Source organism: Streptomyces sp. NPDC048171 (genome assembly GCF_043202655.1).
GTDB lineage: Bacteria > Actinomycetota > Actinomycetes > Streptomycetales > Streptomycetaceae > Streptomyces.
In genome coordinates this window covers 555846-574811 of sequence record NZ_JBIDAU010000005.1, presented here as the reverse complement: position 1 = coordinate 574811, position 18966 = coordinate 555846, and the positions used below count along the sequence as shown (strand labels likewise).

18 protein-coding genes are annotated in these 18966 nt (G+C 70.9%); 9 read left to right on the top strand and 9 right to left on the bottom strand.

From position 1 onward, the window contains the following. Window positions 1-125 precede the first annotated feature (125 nt). Entirely contained in the window at window positions 126-1256 is a 1131-nt protein-coding gene (locus tag ACGF3J_RS17220; protein WP_161326154.1) for an alpha/beta hydrolase family protein, read from the bottom strand. A 180-nt stretch (window positions 1257-1436) separates the two neighbouring features. Here ACGF3J_RS17220 and ACGF3J_RS17215 point away from each other — a divergent pair, with 180 nt between their 5' ends. The 6 genes from ACGF3J_RS17215 (at window position 1437) to ACGF3J_RS17190 (ending at window position 6460) form a co-directional block, all read left to right on the top strand. Continuing rightward, window positions 1437-3236: a phosphatidylglycerol lysyltransferase domain-containing protein gene (locus ACGF3J_RS17215; protein WP_161326153.1), complete on the top strand. Its 1800-nt coding sequence runs from the start codon at window positions 1437-1439 to the stop codon at window positions 3234-3236. A gap of 97 nt (window positions 3237-3333) precedes the next feature. Then, window positions 3334-4200, top strand: coding sequence for a dihydropteroate synthase (gene folP, locus ACGF3J_RS17210; protein WP_161326152.1), 867 nt, complete (start codon window positions 3334-3336; stop codon window positions 4198-4200). After that, complete coding sequence (locus ACGF3J_RS17205) at window positions 4197-4700, top strand: nuclear transport factor 2 family protein (protein WP_161326151.1); 504 nt, start codon at window positions 4197-4199, stop codon at window positions 4698-4700. Before folP ends, ACGF3J_RS17205 begins: the two co-directional genes overlap by 4 nt. Before the next feature lie 244 nt (window positions 4701-4944). After that, complete coding sequence (folB, locus tag ACGF3J_RS17200; RefSeq protein ID WP_161326150.1) at window positions 4945-5304, top strand: dihydroneopterin aldolase; 360 nt, start codon at window positions 4945-4947, stop codon at window positions 5302-5304. Then, window positions 5301-5912, top strand: a complete 612-nt coding sequence (folK, locus tag ACGF3J_RS17195; protein ID WP_161326149.1) for a 2-amino-4-hydroxy-6-hydroxymethyldihydropteridine diphosphokinase — start codon at window positions 5301-5303, stop codon at window positions 5910-5912. Before folB ends, folK begins: the two co-directional genes overlap by 4 nt. A 59-nt stretch (window positions 5913-5971) precedes the next feature. After that, the gene (locus ACGF3J_RS17190) at window positions 5972-6460 is read left to right on the top strand and encodes a DUF3180 domain-containing protein (RefSeq protein ID WP_161326148.1); all 489 of its coding nucleotides are present in this window, start codon (window positions 5972-5974) and stop codon (window positions 6458-6460) included. Between the two features lie 10 nt (window positions 6461-6470). On the opposite strand, the gene ACGF3J_RS17185 is transcribed toward ACGF3J_RS17190, so the two are convergent. The 7 genes from ACGF3J_RS17185 to dacB form a co-directional block, all read right to left on the bottom strand. Continuing rightward, entirely contained in the window at window positions 6471-7430 is a 960-nt protein-coding gene (locus ACGF3J_RS17185; protein WP_393854247.1) for a hypothetical protein, read from the bottom strand. 98 nt (window positions 7431-7528) lie between these two features. Beyond that, on the bottom strand, window positions 7529-8134 hold the full coding sequence (folE, locus tag ACGF3J_RS17180) for a GTP cyclohydrolase I FolE (protein ID WP_161326147.1): 606 nt from the start codon (window positions 8132-8134) through the stop codon (window positions 7529-7531). Window positions 8135-8256: 122 nt separating this feature from the next. Then, complete coding sequence (gene ftsH, locus ACGF3J_RS17175; protein WP_122616842.1) at window positions 8257-10296, bottom strand: ATP-dependent zinc metalloprotease FtsH; 2040 nt, start codon at window positions 10294-10296, stop codon at window positions 8257-8259. 194 nt (window positions 10297-10490) lie between these two features. Then, complete coding sequence (gene hpt, locus ACGF3J_RS17170) at window positions 10491-11051, bottom strand: hypoxanthine phosphoribosyltransferase (protein ID WP_161326166.1); 561 nt, start codon at window positions 11049-11051, stop codon at window positions 10491-10493. A gap of 27 nt (window positions 11052-11078) precedes the next feature. Next, window positions 11079-12125, bottom strand: coding sequence for a tRNA lysidine(34) synthetase TilS (gene tilS, locus ACGF3J_RS17165; RefSeq protein ID WP_161326146.1), 1047 nt, complete (start codon window positions 12123-12125; stop codon window positions 11079-11081). Between the two features lie 192 nt (window positions 12126-12317). After that, on the bottom strand, window positions 12318-13445 hold the full coding sequence (locus tag ACGF3J_RS17160; RefSeq protein WP_161326145.1) for a zinc-dependent metalloprotease: 1128 nt from the start codon (window positions 13443-13445) through the stop codon (window positions 12318-12320). A 100-nt stretch (window positions 13446-13545) separates the two neighbouring features. Beyond that, the gene (dacB, locus tag ACGF3J_RS17155; RefSeq protein WP_202557423.1) at window positions 13546-15144 is read right to left on the bottom strand and encodes a D-alanyl-D-alanine carboxypeptidase/D-alanyl-D-alanine-endopeptidase; all 1599 of its coding nucleotides are present in this window, start codon (window positions 15142-15144) and stop codon (window positions 13546-13548) included. A gap of 82 nt (window positions 15145-15226) precedes the next feature. On the opposite strand from dacB, the gene ACGF3J_RS17150 reads away from it, so the two are divergent. Next, window positions 15227-15718, top strand: coding sequence for an inorganic diphosphatase (locus ACGF3J_RS17150; RefSeq protein ID WP_064731883.1), 492 nt, complete (start codon window positions 15227-15229; stop codon window positions 15716-15718). A gap of 113 nt (window positions 15719-15831) precedes the next feature. Then, window positions 15832-17541: a threonine/serine exporter family protein gene (locus tag ACGF3J_RS17145; RefSeq protein ID WP_161326144.1), complete on the top strand. Its 1710-nt coding sequence runs from the start codon at window positions 15832-15834 to the stop codon at window positions 17539-17541. A 57-nt stretch (window positions 17542-17598) separates the two neighbouring features. On the opposite strand, the gene ACGF3J_RS17140 is transcribed toward ACGF3J_RS17145, so the two are convergent. Beyond that, window positions 17599-18465 (bottom strand): VTT domain-containing protein, encoded by an 867-nt coding sequence (locus ACGF3J_RS17140; RefSeq protein ID WP_161326143.1) that lies wholly within the window; start codon window positions 18463-18465, stop codon window positions 17599-17601. 135 nt (window positions 18466-18600) lie between these two features. Between ACGF3J_RS17140 and ACGF3J_RS17135 the strand changes: the two genes are divergently transcribed. Continuing rightward, on the top strand, window positions 18601-18966 hold the full coding sequence (locus tag ACGF3J_RS17135; protein WP_064729093.1) for a YbjQ family protein: 366 nt from the start codon (window positions 18601-18603) through the stop codon (window positions 18964-18966).

Here is an 18966-nt window from a genome sequence, read left to right as displayed (position 1 = left end):
CAGAAACTTACCGCGCGTAGGCGAATCTTGGCGCCCCGCCCCGTAAAAACTCGGCTGTCTCCGACGTGTTCACACGGCACCGGGATTCCACAAGCCCGCCGAGGGGCGAATTACCTCAAGATCATTCACGCCGGCCGCCCGCCCAGCCGCTGACCGAGCCACTCCAGCGTCGCGGGAATCTCCCGCCGCCAGGTATTGAAGTTGTGCCCGCCGCTTTCCAGGATGATCGAAGAGATCCGAGTCGGCTTCCTGCTCTTGACCCGCTCGATGAACTTCAGGGTGTCCCGGTAGTTCGTCTCGCCCGACCTGCTGCTGGTCACGAGCAGGGAAGTGTCCGGCGCGGGCTTGTTCTTGAGATACCACCACAGATTCGCGTGGTTCTTCCGTTCCTCGTCGCCCTGGAAGAGATCACCGGTGGTGGGGTCGTTCGGCGCGTCGTAGTAAGCGGAGAGCCCGGCCCCGGCGCCGAACACCTCGGGATGGTGCACGGCGAGTTTCAGCGCGCAGTAACCGCCCGTCGAGTTGCCGACGACGCCCCAGCTCCCCCGCCCCTCGGCCACGCGGTAGTGCGCGCCCACCGCCTCGGGTAGATCCTTCGCGAAGAACGTCTCCGTCCGGGGGCCGCCCGGCACGTCCACGCATTCCGTGTCCCGGGGCGGCGCGACCGTCGGCCGCAGCATCACCAGGATCATCGGCCGCATCCGGCCGGCCCGGGCCGACTCCCATGCCGTGCGCGGATAGTGGAGCTTGTCCACCAGCGCCTCGGCGGTCCCCGGGTACCCGGTCAGGACGACGGCCGCGGGAAACGTACGGCCGCGGTGCCGGGCCTGGAAGTACTCCGGCGGCAGATACACGTACGCGGGTGTCGCGACCCCCGTCGTACGCCCGACGACCTCGATCTCCTCGATCCGCCCGCCCGTCTCGGGACTCCCCCCTCCCACCTTCGTCACCCGTCTGTCCCCCACCACCCTGAGCGGCCCCGGGGAACCACCGGCCGCGTGGTCCACGACCACGCCCCGGCCGTCCTCCCGGCCGAACAGGTCGGCCCAGCTGCCGTAGAACCCGAAGGACTGGTTGGCCACCAGACCGACCGCCGCGAAGACGGCCAACTGGGTCGCCAGCAGCAGGCCCACGCGCCCCAGCACCGCCCGTATGCCACCGCGGGCCAGCCGCGGCCACAGCCACACCGTGCCGGCGAACAGCAGCACGCCTGCCAGGACCGCCAACGCCAGCACCTTGTCGCTCGTGAGACCCATGCCTTGGTACCTGCCCGCGCTTTCCGTGTGCCCGTTCGGGCAATCCGATCGAGGGGAGTGAACCTCTCCCTCCAAGACACCGTCCTAGAGGGCGCAATGTCGCCGGATGCCCGAAACGGGCCCGGATCCACGGTTACTCGCAGAACTACAGGTGCGATGTCTGTCAGGACAGATGAGGAAATGTCGGGTGCGGTTCCGGCAGGACCCACCCGCGTACGCCGACTGCCGCGCGGCCCTCGTCCGGAGAACGTGCCGCTCCTCGTCGGCCGCGCCTGCGCGCTCGTCGGCCTGCTGGACATCGCCGCCGGAGTCTTCCCGCGCTTCCGGCACAGCCGCATGCACGCCCTCGCCGAGGTACTGCCCGGCTCGTTCGGCCCGTTCGCCGCCGCCCTCTCCCTCAGCGCCGGCGTCCTGCTGCTCCTCCTCGCCCACGGCCTCAAACGCCGCAAGCGCCGGGCGTGGCGGGCCGCGGTGGCCCTCCTACCGGTGGGCGCCGTCGCCCAGTTCGGCTACCGCCACTCGATCCTCGGCGTACTGATCTCCCTCGCGCTGCTCGCGCCCCTGCTGCGCCACCGGGACCAGTTCGCGGCCCTGCCCGACCCCCGCAGCCGCTGGCGGGCACTGGCCAACTTCGTCCTCATGGGCGCCGGTTCGCTCGCCCTCGGCCTCCTGATCGTCAACGCCCACCCGCACAGGATGATCGGCGCCCCGAGCCTGGCCGACCGCATCACACACGTCCTGTACGGCCTGTTCGGCGTGGAGGGCCCGGTCGACTACGCGGGCAACACCTCCTGGACGGTCGCCTTCTCCCTCGGCGCACTCGGCCTGCTGACCGCGGTGACCACCATCTACCTGGCCTTCCGCCCCGAACACCCGGCGGCACGCCTCACCGAGGAGGACGAGTCGCGCCTGCGCGCCCTCCTCGCCCGGCACGGCGGCCGCGACTCCCTCGGCCACTTCGCGCTCCGCCGCGACAAGGCGGTGGTCTTCTCCCCCAGCGGCAAGGCGGCGGTCACCTACCGCGTCGTCTCGGGTGTGATGCTGGCCAGCGGCGACCCGATCGGCGACGTCGAGGCGTGGCCGGGCGCGATCGAACGCTTCATGGACGAGGCCCGCGCCCACTCCTGGACACCGGCCGTGATGGGCTGCTCCGAGACCGGCGGTGAGGTGTGGACCCGCGAGACCGGGCTCGACGCGCTGGAACTGGGGGACGAGGCGGTGGTGGACGTCCCGGATTTCTCCCTCGCCGGCCGCGCGATGCGCAACGTACGCCAGATGGTCAAGCGCATCGAGCGGGCCGGTTACGAGACCCGGGTACGGCGCGTGGCTGACCTCCCCGACGCCGAACTGGACCGCGTCCGCCGCGCGGCGGACGCGTGGCGGGGCACCGACACCGAACGCGGCTTCTCGATGGCCCTGGGCCGGATCGGCGACCCGGCCGACGGCGACTGCCTGATCGCGACCGCGCACAAGCAGGACGCCGAGCCGGGCGAGTACGGCGACCTGAAGGCCGTCCTGCACTTCGTCCCGTGGGGCGGCGACGGGGTGTCCCTCGACCTCATGCGCCGCGACCGCGCGGCCGACCCCGGCATGAACGAGCTGCTGATCGTGGCCGCGCTCCAGGCGGCCCCGAAGCTGGGCATCCAGCGGGTGTCGCTGAACTTCGCGATGTTCCGCGCGGCGCTCGCGCGCGGCGAGAAGATCGGCGCGGGCCCGGTCCTGCGCGCCTGGCGCGGCCTGCTCGTGTTCCTGTCCCGCTGGTTCCAGATCGAGTCCCTGTACAAGTTCAACGCGAAGTTCCGCCCCCGCTGGGAGCCGCGCTTCGTGGTCTACCGCTCCTCGTCCGACCTGCCCCGCATCGGCTTCGCCGCCATGCAGGCCGAGGGCTTCGTCACCCTCACCCCACCCCTCCCCCCGTCCCTGCGCCGCCGCACGAGACCCCGCCGCCCCTGCGCCCACGGGGACCCGCACGTGGCCTGACCGGGGTGGGTGGGTGCCGCGGGCCGGCGCCGGCCACCCCACCCGACCGGCCACCGGCCGCCGTGGGCATCCCACCCACTGGGCCTACGCTGAACACATGAGCAAGCAGACCGGCCGCCGCCACCACCTGACGGGCCTCACCGCATGGGACCGCTGCGCGGTCATGGGAGTCGTCAACGTGACCCCCGACTCCTTCTCCGACGGCGGTCGCTTCTTCGACACCACGGCCGCCATCAAGCGCGGCCTCGACCTGGTGGCCCAGGGCGCCGACCTCGTGGACGTCGGCGGCGAGTCCACCCGCCCCGGCGCCACCCGCGTCGACGAGGACGAGGAACTCCGCCGCGTGGTCCCCGTGGTCCGCGGCCTCGCCTCCGAGGGCGTCACGGTCTCCGTCGACACCATGCGCGCCTCGGTCGCCGCCCAGGCCCTCGCCGCCGGCGCCGCCCTCGTCAACGACGTCAGCGGCGGCCAGGCCGACCCCCGGATGATCCCGGTCGTCGCCGACGCCGCCGCCCCCTTCGTCGTCATGCACTGGCGCGGCCTCCTGGAGGCAGGCAACGTCAAGGGCGTCTACGAAGACGTGGTCACCGAGGTCGTCGACGAGCTGCGCGCACGCGTGGAGACCGTCCTGGAGGGCGGCATCACCCCCGACCGCGTCGTCGTCGACCCCGGCCTCGGCTTCTCCAAGAACGCCGAGCACGACCTCGTCCTCCTCGCCCACCTCGACCGCCTCCTCGGCCTCGGCCACCCCCTCCTCGTCGCCGCCTCCCGCAAACGCTTCCTCGGCCACGTCCTCGCCGCCGGCCCCCAGGCCACCCCACCCCCCGCGCGGGAGCGCGACGCGGCCACCGCCGCCGTCTCCGCCCTCGCCGCGCACGCCGGCGCGTGGGCCGTCCGCGTGCACGAGGTCCGCGCCACCGCCGACGCCGTACGGGTCGCCCGAGCCGTCGAAGGAGCCCGGTGAACGCCCCGCACCTCGACGTCGAACAGGTCGAGTCCGCCAACACCGCCTTCTACGAGGCGCTGGAACAGGGCGATTTCGACAAGGTCTCCGCCTTCTGGCTCACCCCGGCCGATCTCGGCGTCGACGAGACCTACCACGACCCGGCCGACGCCGGCGTGGTCTCCTGCGTGCACCCCGGGTGGCCGGTACTCACCGGCCGCGGCGAGGTCCTCCGCTCCTACGCCCTGATCATGGCGAACACCGACTACATCCAGTTCTTCCTCACCGACGTCCACGTCTCCGTCACCGGCGACACCGCCCTGGTCACCTGCACCGAGAACATCCTCAGCGGCGGCCCCGCCCCCGACGGCGACGAGGAGCTGGGCCCGCTCGTCGGCCAGCTCGTGGTCGCCACGAACACGTTCCGGCGTACGCCCGCCGGCTGGAAACTCTGGTCGCACCACGCCTCCCCCGTACTCGCGGAGACCGACGACGACGAGAGCGAGGACACACCTTCCTGACCGGAAGGACCAAGAACGACAAGAAGTGGTTGGAATCACGGGCCGCCGGGTATGGGCGGCTACCAACCCGTGATCCACCGGGACCGCCAGGGAAAACGCCGGGTGAATCCTCCCGGCCCCCGCCCGGTCCCCCACCCCCCGTGGCCCGGCCCTGTCGGTGCTCGCGGGTAGATTCGACTGTGGCCGCCGTACCGCCCGCACGTGGTACGACCGGCCTTGACCGACGACTGCAGGAGTGATTCGCGTGGATCGTGTCGCGCTGCGCGGCCTCAAGGCCCGCGGGCACCACGGTGTGTTCCCCAAGGAACGCGAGGACGGCCAGACCTTCCTCGTCGACCTCGTCCTGGGCCTGGACACCCGGCCGGCCGCGGCCGACGACGACCTGGCGAAGACCGTGCACTACGGCATCGTGGCCGAGGAGGTCGTGGCCGTCGTGGAGGGCGAGCCCGTCAACCTCGTCGAGACGCTCGCCGAGCGCATCGCCCAGGTCTGTCTGAAGCACGACGGGGTGCGGGAGGTCGAGGTCTGCGTCCACAAGCCGGACGCACCGATCACCGTCCCCTTCGACGACGTGACCGTCACCATCATCCGGAGCCGTGTATGAGCGCCCCCTTCGCCAAGGGTCCCAGCGACCCGACCGTACAGCCGGTGCCCGCCTCCGTCATCGAGCAGGTCGACGCCGCGGACACGACGCTGTCCAACCCCAAGCGCGCCGTCATCGCCCTCGGCGCCAACCTGGGCAACCGCCTGGAGACCCTCCAGGGCGCCATCGACGCCCTGGAGGACACCCCCGGCGTGCGCGTCAAAGGGGTGTCGCAGGTGTACGAGACGGAGCCGTGGGGCGTCGCGCCCGACAGCCAGCCGTCGTACTTCAACGCGGTCGTGGTCGTGAAGACCACCCTGCCCCCGTCCTCCCTGCTGGAGCGCGCGCACGCGGTCGAGGAGGCCTTCCACCGGGTCCGCGACGAGCACTGGGGCCCGCGCACCCTGGACGTCGACATCGTCGCCTACGCCGAGGTCGTCTCCGACGACCCGCAGCTCACCCTCCCCCACCCGCGCGCCCACGAACGCGCCTTCGTGCTCGCACCCTGGCTCGACGTGGACCCCGAGGCCCTGCTGCCCGGAAGGGGCACGGTCGCCCACCTCCTGGACACCGTCACCCGCGACGGCGTCGCGCCCCGTGCCGACCTGGAACTCCGGCTGCCCGAGTAGTCGTTAAGGTCGACGAGATCACGACGACCGCTCAGGGACCGAAGGGACACCGGAACACCGTGAAAGAGCTGCGCATCAGGGTGCTGGCCGGCGTCTTCGTCGTCGCCGGTGTCCTGTCCTGGGCCGGCGCCCGCCTGTGGAACTCGGTGGGGACCCTGCCGAGCGTCCCCCTGGCCGCCCCGGTGGTCCTGGCCCTGATCGCGGTGATCCTGCTGGCCACGGCGCTCTCGATCCGCGCCCGGCTGAAGGCCCAGCGCGACCGCGTCCCCGGCGCCAAGGGCGTCGACCCGATGATGGCCGCCCGCGCGGTCGTCTTCGCCCAGGCCAGCGCCCTGGTGGCCGCCCTCGTCGCCGGCATGTACGGCGGCACGGGCGTCTTCCTGCTGGAGTACCTGGACATCCCGGCCCGCCGCGACCAGTCCATCTACGCCGGCCTCTCGGTGGTGGCGGGCATCGGCGTCATAGCGGCCGCGGTCTTCATGGAGCGCGTCTGCAAACTCCCGGACGACGAGGACGACGACCACCCGGGCGCGGCGACGGCGGCGTGACGCGCCCGGCTCACCAGGACTGACGGACCATGTGTCCGTTGACCAGGAATCCGGGGTGTGGGTCGAGCCGGTAGCTGTAGAGGGTGAACGGCTTGTTCACCGTGGTCCGCGGTCGCACCTCGTGGACCTGGGCCCAGCAGAACTCCCGCAGGTGCAGGGGGTGCTGTTCGGCTCGGAATGTACCTCGCGAAGCCCAACGGTCGACCACCACCAGATGTGATGCGAGTCCATTGGTCCGCGGGGTGAACCGTGCGCCCACCACCTCCGCCAGATCGGTGAGGAAAGGCACGTTCGCGCTGACGAGCACCCGGCCGGACCAAGCCTTGGAGCGGTACCCGTCGCCGTCGGTGTAGCCGTCCAGAAAGCCTTCGAAGGTGTCCCTGTCCCGGAGGACAACCCTGGGAAAGCGCTGCCGCATGTGGTGCGCGTCGCCGCCGACGTACTGCCTCATCAAGTCGGCGAGGTACGACGACACCACACGCACACGAAAGCCCGGGACGTCCCGCTGGAGGTAGCCAGAAGGTCGCGTCACCTTCTCCAGGCGTGCAGCCAAACCGGTGGCGGCGGAAAGACAGGCCGCGTAGCGCGCGGCGAACCCTTCGTCGTTGACCACCAGGGACACGTAGTTCTTGCCGACGGTCCCGTCCGCGCAGTTGGCCCCGACCAGGTAGCCCAGCTCGTAGCCCGCCCTCACGGTCAACCGCGTGCGGCACAACTTCCGCGCCTGCGTCCAGGCGAGCACGGCCCCCGTGGCATCCCTCGCGTGAACCCACCCGTCGGGCGTACCCAGCATCTGGTCGGGCGCCACCGTGAACATCACGTGATCGGTCACAACGTCCACGACTTCACGGGCGCGGGCAGCGGTCACCGCGGCCACCGTGGTGGGGACCGTGCGCTCCCCGTCCAGCGTCCACAGACGGCAGCCCACTCGTACGCTCCGCGCCTGCACGCGCCCCTCGACCGCGTTCACCGTCTGCTTGCTGGGCAGGCCGTACCCCAACGCCATCCCCCTTGATCAGCGACTGACTCACTGATCAAGGACGATATCGGGCACCACTGACAATCGGGTCAGCGCGCCAGTATCAGGCCCATGGCCTCGGCTCGGGTCGCAGCGTCCCGGAGCTGACCGCGCACCGCCGACGTCGTGGTCTTGGCACCGGGCTTACGAACCCCGCGTACCGACATGCACATGTGCTCGGCCTCGACGACTACGATCACGCCACGGGCCTCCAGAATCTCCATGAGAGAGTCGGCGACTTGCGTGGTGAGTCGTTCCTGCACCTGCAGACGACGGGCGAAAACCTCAACCAGCCGCGCGAGCTTCGACAGTCCGGTGATCTTTCCGCTCTCTGCCGGAATGTAGCCGATGTGCGCTACGCCATGAAACGGCAGCATGTGATGCTCGCACAGGCTGACGATCTCGATGTCCTTCACCAGGACCATCTCGTCGTGTCCGATGTCGAACGTCGTCGTCAGTACGTCCTCGGGCTCCTGCCCATGCCCGGCCAGGAGCTCCCGATACGCCCGCGCCACCCGTGCCGGGGTCTCCCGCAGGCCCTCGCGGTCCGGGTCCTCGCCGACCGCGATGAGCAGTTCGCGTACGGCGTTCTCGGCCCGCTTCTCGTCGAACTCGCCGATCTCGCCCTCGCCGTCCAACGTCACGGGGTCGGTCATCTGGTGCCTCGTTCCTGTGCTGTCCTGCGGTCGGCATACGGAAATGCCGCACCCCCCAAGGCTAGAACCTGGGGGGCGCGGCATACATTCCGGGCCATGTGGGGCCGTCGGGAGTGGCCGGGTCAGCTCTCCGGACGGTCCTCCGGGGCGTGTTCCGGTGCCGGGGCGGGCTCCACCGTGGGGCTCTTGGTGGTGGAGATCGCCGCCGTCGCGCCGTTCGCTCCGTTCGTCAGGGCCAGCTCCTTGGGGGAGAGCACCGGCGGACGGGTCGAGGGCGTACGGCGTGAGGAACCGGTCCAGGCGGGCCGGGCCGGGCGCTTGACGATCTGGGCGAAGACCTCGGCGATCTCCTCCTTGCCCAGCGTCTCCTTCTCCAGCAGGGCGAGGACGAGGTTGTCGAGGACGTCGCGGTTCTCGACCAGGATCTCCCAGGCCTCGTTGTGCGCCGTCTCGATGAGCTTCTTGACCTCTTCGTCGACCAGCGCGGCGACCTCTTCCGAGTAGTCGCGCTGGTGGGCCATCTCACGCCCGAGGAACGGCTCGCTGTTGTCACCGCCGAACTTGATGGCACCGAGGCGCTCGGTCATGCCGTACTGCGTGACCATGGCGCGGGCCACGCTGGTGGCCTTCTCGATGTCGTTGGCGGCGCCCGTCGTCGGGTCGTGGAAGACCAGTTCCTCGGCCGCGCGGCCGCCCAGCATGTAGGCGAGCTGGTCCAGCATCTCGTTGCGCGTGGTCGAGTACTTGTCCTCGTCCGGGAGCACCATCGTGTAACCGAGGGCCCGGCCTCTCGACAGGATCGTGATCTTGTGGACCGGGTCGGAGTTCGGTGAGGCCGCCGCGACCAGGGCGTGACCGCCCTCGTGGTACGCGGTGATCTTCTTCTCCTTGTCCGACATGATCCGGGTCCGCTTCTGCGGGCCCGCGACCACACGGTCGATCGCCTCGTCCAGCATCTGGTTGTCGACCAGCTTCTTGTCGCTGCGGGCCGTCAGCAGAGCGGCCTCGTTCAGCACGTTGGCCAGGTCGGCGCCGGTCATGCCGGGCGTGCGGCGGGCGACGGCCGACAGGTCGACGTCGGGCGCGACCGGCTTGCCCTTCTGGTGGACCTTGAGGATCTCCAGCCGGCCCTGCATGTCCGGGCGGTCGACGGCGATCTGCCGGTCGAAGCGGCCGGGGCGCAGCAGCGCCGGGTCGAGGATGTCGGGCCGGTTGGTGGCGGCGATGAGGATCACGCCGCCCTTCACGTCGAAGCCGTCCATCTCGACGAGCAGCTGGTTCAGGGTCTGCTCGCGCTCGTCGTGGCCACCGCCGAGGCCGGCGCCGCGGTGGCGGCCGACCGCGTCGATCTCGTCGACGAAGACGATCGCCGGGGCGTTCGCCTTGGCCTGCTCGAACAGGTCGCGCACTCGGGAGGCACCGACACCGACGAACATCTCGACGAAGTCGGAACCGGAGATCGAGTAGAACGGCACGCCCGCCTCGCCCGCGACGGCACGCGCGAGCAGGGTCTTGCCGGTGCCGGGCGGGCCGTAGAGCAGCACGCCCTTGGGGATCTTGGCGCCGACGGCCTGGAACTTGGCCGGCTCCTGGAGGAACTCCTTGATCTCGTGGAGCTCCTCGACGGCCTCGTCCGAGCCGGCGACGTCGGAGAACGTCGTCTTGGGGGTGTCCTTGGTGATGAGCTTGGCCTTGGACTTGCCGAAGTTCATCACGCGGCTGCCGCCGCCCTGCATCTGATTCATCAGGAACAGGAAGACGACCACGATCAGGACGAACGGGAGCAGGGAGAGCAGAATGCCGACGAACGGGTTCTGCTTCGACGGCGACACCGTGTAGCCGTCGGAGATCTGCTTGTCCTGGTACTTGTTCTGCAGGGTGTTGGCGAGGGTCACGCCCTGGTCGCCGATGTAGCTCGCCTGGATCTTGGAGCTGCCCTCGACCTTTTCGCCGTCCTTGAGCTGGACCTTGATGGTCTGCTCGTCACCGGTGGTCAGCTTGGCCGACTCGACCCTGTTGTCGTTGATCGCCTGGACGACCTGGCCCGTGTCCACCGTCTTGTAGCCGCCGGACGAGCCTACGACCTGCATCAACACGACCACGGCAAGGACGGCCAGCACGATCCACATGATTGGCCCACGGAAGTATCGCTTCACGTCCATCCACACGGAGCGGTGTCGCCCCGTCCCTCCTGCCATAGTGAGTTTGATAAGACAGTTCTTCTGACGGTACCCCAGCGCGGCGGCCCTCAGCCGCACGGGAGTGCTGGCGTCCCGTCTGCATGCTCCAACGGCGTGGAGGCCTCCGGGGTTCCCGGTAGCCCTCCGATCGCCGCGGTGCCCGCCACTGGGACGGGTCAGCCGCCGTAGACGTGGGGCGCGAGCGTACCGACGAACGGCAGGTTGCGGTACTTCTCGGCGTAATCCAGGCCATACCCCACGACGAACTCGTTGGGGATGTCGAAGCCGACCCATTCCACGTCGATGGCGACCTTCGCCGCGTCGGGCTTGCGCAGCAGCGTGCACACCTTGAGGGAGGCGGGCTCGCGCGAGCCGAGGTTGGAGATCAGCCAGGACAGGGTCAGGCCGGAGTCGATGATGTCTTCGACGATCAGGACGTGCCTGCCCTGGATGTCGGTGTCGAGGTCCTTGAGGATCCGCACCACGCCGGAGGACTGGGTGCCCGCGCCGTAGGACGACACCGCCATCCAGTCCATGGTGACGGGGGAGGACAGCGAGCGGGCGAGGTCGGCCATGACCATCACGGCGCCCTTGAGCACGCCGACGATGAGCAGGTCCTTGCCCGCGTACTCCGCGTCGATCTTCTCCGCCAGCTCGGCCAGCTTGGCGTCGATCTCTTCCTTGGTGATGAGTACCTTCTCGAGGTCGGCACCCATGTCGTTCGCGTCCACCCGCATCACTTTCGGTCGTCCCACCGGCCGTATTCAGCCTTGCCGAATCACCAGTCTGCCACCCTGCCGCTGGGCGACCACTTTGCCGGGGAGGTTGATGGCCCCCTGACCGCGCCAGCCGGTGATCAGCCGGTCGACTTCCTCGATGTGGCGGGCGAACAGGGCACCGGCGGGGGCACCGGCCGCGATGGCGGCGCGGCGCAGGATCCGGCGGCGTACGGCGGGCGGCAGGGCGTAGAGCTTGGCGCACTCCAGAACGCCCGTGGCGTCGCGGACGCCCTCCTCTGCCTGGCGGGCCCAGGTGTCGAGGGCGTCGGCGTCGTCCCGGGAGAGCTGGGCGGTGCGGGCGAGGGCTTCGACGACGCCCTTGCCGAGGGCCTTCTCCAGGGCGGGCAGGCCCTCGTGGCGCAGTCGGGAGCGGGTGTACGCCGGGTCGGCGTTGTGCGGGTCGTCCCAGACCGGCAGGGACTGGACCATGCAGGCCTTGCGGGCGGTCTGCCGGTCGACCTGGAGGAAGGGGCGCCGGTAACGGCCGTCGGCCCCCGAGACCGCGGCCATGCCCGACAGGGAGCGGATGCCTGAGCCGCGGGCGAGGCCCAGCAGCACGGTCTCGGCCTGGTCGTCGCGGGTGTGGCCGAGCAGGACGGCGGCGGCGCCGTGGCGGGCCGCGGCGGCGTCCAGGGCGGCGTAGCGGGCGTCGCGGGCGGCGGCTTCGGGGCCGCCGGCGCGGCCGACGCTGACGGCCATGGCCTCGACGGGGTCCAGGCCCAGCTCGCGCAGGCGCAGGACGACCTCTTCGGCGCGCAGGTCGGAGCCGTTCTGCAGGCCGTGGTCGACGGTGACGCCGCCGGCCCGGATGCCGAGCCGGGGAGCTTCGAAGGCGAGGGCGGAGGCGAGCGCCATGGAGTCGGCGCCGCCGGAGCAGGCCACGAGCACGAGCGGTGACGGCGGCCGCTCGGGTGTCGGTCCGACGGCCGTCGCGGCGGGGACGCCGGCCGTGGTCTTCAGTTCTGTGAGGATGTCGTGGAGGACGCGGCGGACCGCCAGGCGTATCGCCGCGACCGCAGGATGGGGACCCATGTCCGGTGCCCTTCATGAAGTTTTCGGGGGGTGAGCCCGGGGTTCTGTCACGCAGAGTGTGTAGATGGTGACAGAAACGGGCCGTTCCCCGAGCATCGCACGCCTGTCGAGGGCCCACGGTCCCTCGGACGGGTGATTGCGGGGTCGTTCGCCTGCCGTCGGCCGGAATCGTTCACGCCGCTTGAGGGGGGCTCACGACTCCGGCTTGCGGTGCACCCGCGCGATCCAGTCCGCCGGTTTGGCGATCTCCGACTTGGTGGGGAGGGTGTTGGGCGATGTCCAGACGCGGTTGAAGCCGTCCATTCCGCACTCGTCGACGACGGCCCGTACGAAGCGCTCGCCGTCCCGGTACTGGCGGAGTTTGGCATCCAGGCCGAGCAGCTTGCGCAGCGCCAGGTCGAGGCGGGAGGCGCCCTTGGCGCGGCGCTGCTGGAACTTCTCGCGGATCTCCGCGACGCTCGGCACGACCGCCGGGCCGACCCCGTCCATCACGAAGTCGGCGTGGCCCTCCAGCAGCGACATCACGGCGGTGAGGCGGCCGAGGACCTCCCGCTGGGCCGGGGTCTGCACCAGTTCCACCAGCGAGCGGCCACCGTCGTCCTCCTCCCCCTCGGGGCGGCCCCCGGCGAGGGTCTGGGCGGCCTCGCGGACCCGCTCCAGGACGGTCATGGGGTCGACGTCGGTCTCCGCCAGGAACGACTGGATTTCGCCCTCCAGGTGGTCGCGCAGCCAGGGCACGGCCGTGAACTGGGTGCGGTGCGTCTCCTCGTGCAGGCACACCCACAGGCGGAAGTCGTGCGGGTGGACGTCGAGTTCGCGTTCGACGTGCACGATGTTCGGCGCGACCAGGAGCAGCCGGCCGCCGCCGTCGGCACCGGCGGGCAGTTCCCGGGTGGCGGGGGCGAAGGTCTCGTACTGGCCGAGGACGCGGGAGGACAGGAACGACAGCAGCATGCCCAGTTCCACACCGGTGACCTTGCCGCCGACGGCGCCGAGGACCGCGTTGCCGGCGCCGTCGCCGCGCCGCTCCTGCAGCTTCTCCAGGAGGGGTTTGAGGATCTCCCGGAACCCGGCGACGTTCGCCCGGACCCAGCCGGGGCGGTCGACGACCAGGACGGGGGTGTCGTGGATCTCCTCGGTGGCCATACGGGTGTAGCCCCGGACGTGTTCCTCGGAGGCCTTGGCATGGCGGCGGAGTTCCGCGACGACCGCCCTGGCCTCGTCGCGGCTCACCTCGGGGCCCGGCCGTACGAGCCGGGTCGCGGTCGCCACCGCGAGGTTCCAGTCGACCATGCCGGAATTTGCGCCGATGCTCGTCATGCGTCAACGGTACGGGAGCGCCGCCGTTGGGGGCAGGCCGTGCGGGGCGCAGGGGTGGGGCCGTGCGCGCGGTCCGGAGCGGGAGCCCGGCGGAGGCCGGTCACCCGCAGCCGCAGGACGCCAGGCCGGTCGCCGCCCGGTCCATGGCCGACTGGGCCGCCGCGGGGTCGGACGTCCCGTGCGCCATGAAGGCGAAGCCCAGCAGGCGGCCGTCGGCGGTGACGACGGTTCCTGCGAGGGTGTTCACGCCGGTCAGCGTGCCCGTCTTGGCGCGGACGACGCCCGCTGCGCCGTCCGAGTAACGACTGGTCAGGGTGCCGGTGAAGCCGGCCACGGGGAGGCCGGTGAGGACCGGGCGGAGCTGGGGGCGGGCCGGGTCGGCCGCCTCGGCCAGCAGGGCGGTGAGCAGGTCGGCGCTGACCAGGTCGGTGCGGTCCAGGCCGCTGCCGTCGCGGAGCGCGGCGCCGTCCACCGGCAGGCCGAGCCGCTTCAGCCGGTCCTTCATGGCGGCGGACGCCCCGTCGAAGTCGGCGGGCCTGCCGCCGGCCAGGGCGGTGTGGCGGGCCAGGGCCTCGGCGAGGTCGTTGTCGCTGTTCGTCAGCATCCGCTCGACCAGGGCGGACAGCGGCGGCGAGGACACCTTGGCGAGGGTGTCGGCGCGGTCGGTGGCCTTGGACGGGCCGGGGGCCGACGCGGTGATGCCGTGCTGCTTCAGGAAGCCGGCGAAGGCGCGGGCCGCGTGGGCGGCCGGGTCGGCCTCGCGCTCGGCGGGTCCGCTGGTGGAGTCGTCCGTCCGGGCCTCGTCGGCCATCAGAGCGGTGACGCGGGCGAGGTTCTCGTTGACCCCGATCGGGTGCATTTCGTCACCGGCGTAGAGCGTCGTGTCGTACGACAGCGTCACCTTGCGCAGGTCCCGCTTCTTCAGGGCGGCGGCGGTCTTCTCGGCCAGGGTGCGCAGGCTCGCGAGGCCCTTGGCGTCCGCACGCGCGGTGAGCGTGGGGTCGCCGCCGCCGACCAGGACGAGCTCGCCGGTGTCGGCCTCCATGGCGGTGCGGGTGGTGAGGCGGTGGTCGGGGCCGAGTGCGGTGAGCGCGGCGACCGCGGTGGCGATCTTGGTGGTGGAGGCGGGCGTGAGGGGCTCGTCGCCGCCGAGACCGTACAGGCGCTTGCCGTTGGTGAGGTCGACGACCGACGCGGCGCGGTCGGTGCCGAGCGCCGGGTCGTCGAGGAGCGGCTCGAGGAGCTCCGCGAGGGCCTCGCCGGCCGGGGCCGCCTTGACGCCGCCCGGGGCGGTGGTGCCGCCGAGGCCGGCCAGCACGGCCCCGGCGCTGGGCGCGGGACGGGGCGTCCCGGCCGCGGTGCCGGAGCCGCCGGACCCGCGATCGTGATCTGCGCCACCCGTGTGCTCCAGTGCGACGGCCCGGTCCCGCTCGGCCGTACGCTGACCCGTGGAGTCCCAGGGGCCGGCGGCGGTCACCACACCGGCGGCGAGAGCCAGCCCGGCGGTGGCGGCACCGGCGGTGTACTGCCAGGTCTTCGGCCTCGTGATCCGGGCGAGCCGCGGTCCCGTGGCCCGCGTGAACCGCGCGATCCGCGGTCCGGCGGCCCGGCCGAGGCGCGCCAGACGGGGTCGTACGGCACCCGCGGCCCGCACCAGATGCGGCCTCGCGGACCGCCAAGGCCTCAGCTCTGGCACCATCACCAGCCCCTTTCGCGATCACACACCGGCGTGAGGGACACTTAACCACCAGAACTATGTACTGATCATGGAGGAGCGTCCGGTGGAGTTCGACGTCACGATCGAGATCCCGAAGGGTTCGCGGAACAAGTACGAGGTGGACCACGAGACCGGTCGTATCCGCCTGGACCGCCGCCTCTTCACCTCGACCGCCTACCCGACCGACTACGGCTTCGTGGAGAACACCCTCGGCGAGGACGGCGACCCGCTGGACGCGCTGGTCATCCTGGACGAGCCGACCTTCCCGGGCTGCCTCATCCGCTGCCGCGCGATCGGCATGTTCCGGATGACGGACGAGGCCGGCGGCGACGACAAGCTGCTGTGCGTGCCGTCGACCGACCCGCGCGTGGAGCACCTGCGGGACATCCACCACGTGTCGGAGTTCGACCGCCTGGAGATCCAGCACTTCTTCGAGGTCTACAAGGACCTGGAGCCCGGCAAGTCCGTCGAGGGCGCCAACTGGGTGGGACGCACCGACGCGGAGATCGAGATCGAGCGGTCCTACAAGCGCTTCAAGGAGCAGGGCGGCCACTGAGCAGCCACTCTTCCGCAATGGGCCGCACGCCACCCGCGTGCGGCCCGTTCGCGTTTGGGTGCGCATACTGAGGTCAACAGGAGGGTGTGTTCGTACCAGGGAGCGTTGCACAAGTGACGGAGGCGGAGGACCGCAAGCCGCAGTCGGACGAGGCCCACAGCGCCTTCCGGCAGCCGGGCGGGATCACTGCGTCGATCGACGGCGAGTCGTCGACGACGTCCGAGTTCGAGATTCCACAAGGGCTGGCCGTCCCGCGGCACACCGGGACGGAGTCCGAGACCACCTCCGAGTTCTCCCTGCCCGACGGGCTGGAGGCGCCGTCGGGCGCGCCCGTGGACAGCGAGGGCTCGGCGTTCACCATGCCGAGCACGCACAGCGCCTGGACCGCCCCGGCCGCCTTCACCCCGGCGAGCGGCTTCCCCGCGGTGAACCTGGCGGACGTGCCCTGGCAGGACCGGATGCGGGCCATGCTGCGCATGCCCGTGGCCGAGCGGCCGGCGCCCGAGCCGTCGCAGAAGCACGACGACGAGACCGGCCCCGCGGTGCCGCGCGTGCTGGACCTGACGCTGCGTATCGGGGAGCTGCTGCTGGCGGGCGGTGAGGGCGCCGAGGACGTGGAGGCGGCGATGTTCGCCGTCTGCCGGTCCTACGGCCTGGACCGCTGCGAGCCGAACGTCACCTTCACCCTGCTGTCGATCTCGTACCAGCCGTCCCTGGTCGAGGACCCGGTGACGGCGTCGCGGACGGTCCGCCGCCGCGGCACCGACTACACCCGGCTCGCGGCCGTGTTCCAGCTGGTGGACGACCTCAGCGACCCGGAGACGCACATCTCCCTGGAGGAGGCCTACCGGCGCCTCGCGGAGATCCGGCGCAACCGGCACCCGTACCCGACCTGGGTGCTGACCACGGCCAGCGGCCTGCTCGCGGGCTCGGCGTCGGTGCTCGTCGGCGGTGGTCTGACCGTGTTCGTCGCCGCCATGCTGGGTTCCATGCTCGGCGACCGGCTGGCCTGGCTGTGCGCAGGGCGCGGGCTGCCGGAGTTCTACCAGTTCGCGGTCGCCGCGATGCCGCCGGCCGCGATGGGGATCATGCTCACCCTGATCCACGTCGACGTGAAGGCGTCGGCGGTCATCACCGGTGGCCTCTTCGCGCTGCTGCCCGGGCGGGCGCTGGTCGCCGGGGTGCAGGACGGTCTGACCGGCTTCTACATCACCGCCGCGGCGCGCCTGCTGGAGGTCATGTACTTCTTCGTCAGCATCGTCGCCGGGGTGCTGGTGGTGCTGTACTTCGGCGTCCAGCTGGGCGCCGAACTCAATCCGGACGCCCAGCTGGGCACCGGCGACGATCCGATCGTGCAGATCGGCGCGGCGATGATGCTGTCGCTCGCCTTCGCGATCCTGCTCCAGCAGGAACGATCCACCGTGCTGGCGGTGACACTGAACGGTGGTGTCGCCTGGAGCGTGTACGGCGCCATGCACGTCGTCGGCGACATCTCGCCGGTGGCCTCGACGGCCGCGGCGGCGGGCCTGGTGGGTCTGTTCGGGCAGCTGATGTCCCGCTACCGGTTCGCGTCGGCGCTGCCGTACACGACCGCGGCGATCGGGCCGCTGCTGCCCGGTTCGGCGACGTACTTCGGGCTGCTGGGGATCGCGCAGAGCGAGGTCGACCAAGGGCTGGTGTACCTGTCGACGGCGGTGGCCCTCGCCATGGCCATCGCCATCGGGGTGAACCTCGGTGGCGAGATCTCGCGGTTGTTCCTGCGGGTGCCCGGAGCGGCGAGTGCCGCGGGACGCCGGGCGGCCAAGCGGACGCGCGGGTTCTGACGCGGGCACCCACGCGGCGGAGCCGCACATCGGTACGGCCCCGCGGCCCGGGTGGGTTCAGCGGCCCTGGTTGTACGGGTACTGGTCGTTGTAGTTCTGCGGGTACTGCTGGGCGTACGGCTGCTGGGGCTGCTGGTACCGCTGGGGCTGCTGGGCCTGCTGGTACTGCTGAGGCTGCTGGGGCTGCTGAGGCTGCTGCTGGTACGGGTCCACGCGGCGGAGCTGGGTCGTGGCGTCGTCCATCACCGGGTACTGCGGCTGCTGGTGCTGCTGGTGGGGTGCCGCCGGGGCGGCGGCGGCCGCGCGCTTCTTCTTCTTGCGTTCGCGCAGGTACTCGATGGCGATCGGGACGACCGAGACGACGACGATCAGGACGAGGATCGGTTCGACGTTGGTGCGGATGAACTCGATCTGGCCCAGCCAGTAGCCCGCGAGGGTGACGCCGGTGCCCCAGGCCACGCCACCGATGACGTTGTACGTGAGGAACGTGCGGTACTTCATGCGGCCGGCGCCCGCCACGATGGGCGCGAAGGTGCGCACGATCGGCACGAAGCGGGCCAGGACGATCGCCTTGGGGCCGTACTTCTCCATGAACTCGTGCGCCTTCTCCAGGTTCTCCTGTTTGAAGAGCTTGGAGTTGGGCCGGTTGAAGAGCTTGGGTCCGAGAAACTTGCCGATCATGTAGCCGACCTGGTCGCCGATGACGGCGGCCAGCACGATCAGGACGCACACCAGCCACAGCGGCTGGCTGATGTACTCGCCCTGCGCGACGAAGAGACCCGCGGTGAACAGCAGCGAGTCGCCGGGCAGGAACGCGAAGAGTCCGGACTCGGCGAAGACGATCAGCAGGATGCCCGGCAGAGCGAACGTCTCGATCAGGTAGTCCGGGCTGAGCCACTCGGGGCCGAGCGCAAGGGTGGTCACGGGATGTGGCTCCTGCTGCTGGGGGGGGAGGCGGGCTGGACCTGGCTGCCCAAACGTATAACGCAGCCGCGGTGTCCCAGGTTCCACCGGGGTCCTCGGGGTGCACTGTGCCCTTCCCGGGGAAGCCTGGGAACCATGGGTATTGAAGAATACGGCGGTGGGCAGAGTCCGCAGTCCGATGTGCTCGTGGTGACCACGAACGACGTGCCGGGCCACCGGGTCCAGGAGGTGCTCGGCGAGGTCTTCGGGCTGACCGTGCGCTCGCGGCACCTGGGGAGCCAGATCGGGGCCGGGCTGAAGTCGATGGTCGGCGGTGAGCTGCGCGGGCTCACCAAGACGCTGGTCGAGACCCGCAACGAGGCGATGGAGCGGCTGGTCGAACAGGCACGCACGCGGGGGGCCAACGCGGTGCTGGCGTTCCGCTTCGACGTGACGACGGCCGCGGACGTCGGCACCGAGGTGTGCGCGTACGGGACGGCGGTGGTCGTGGCCCGGGAGTGA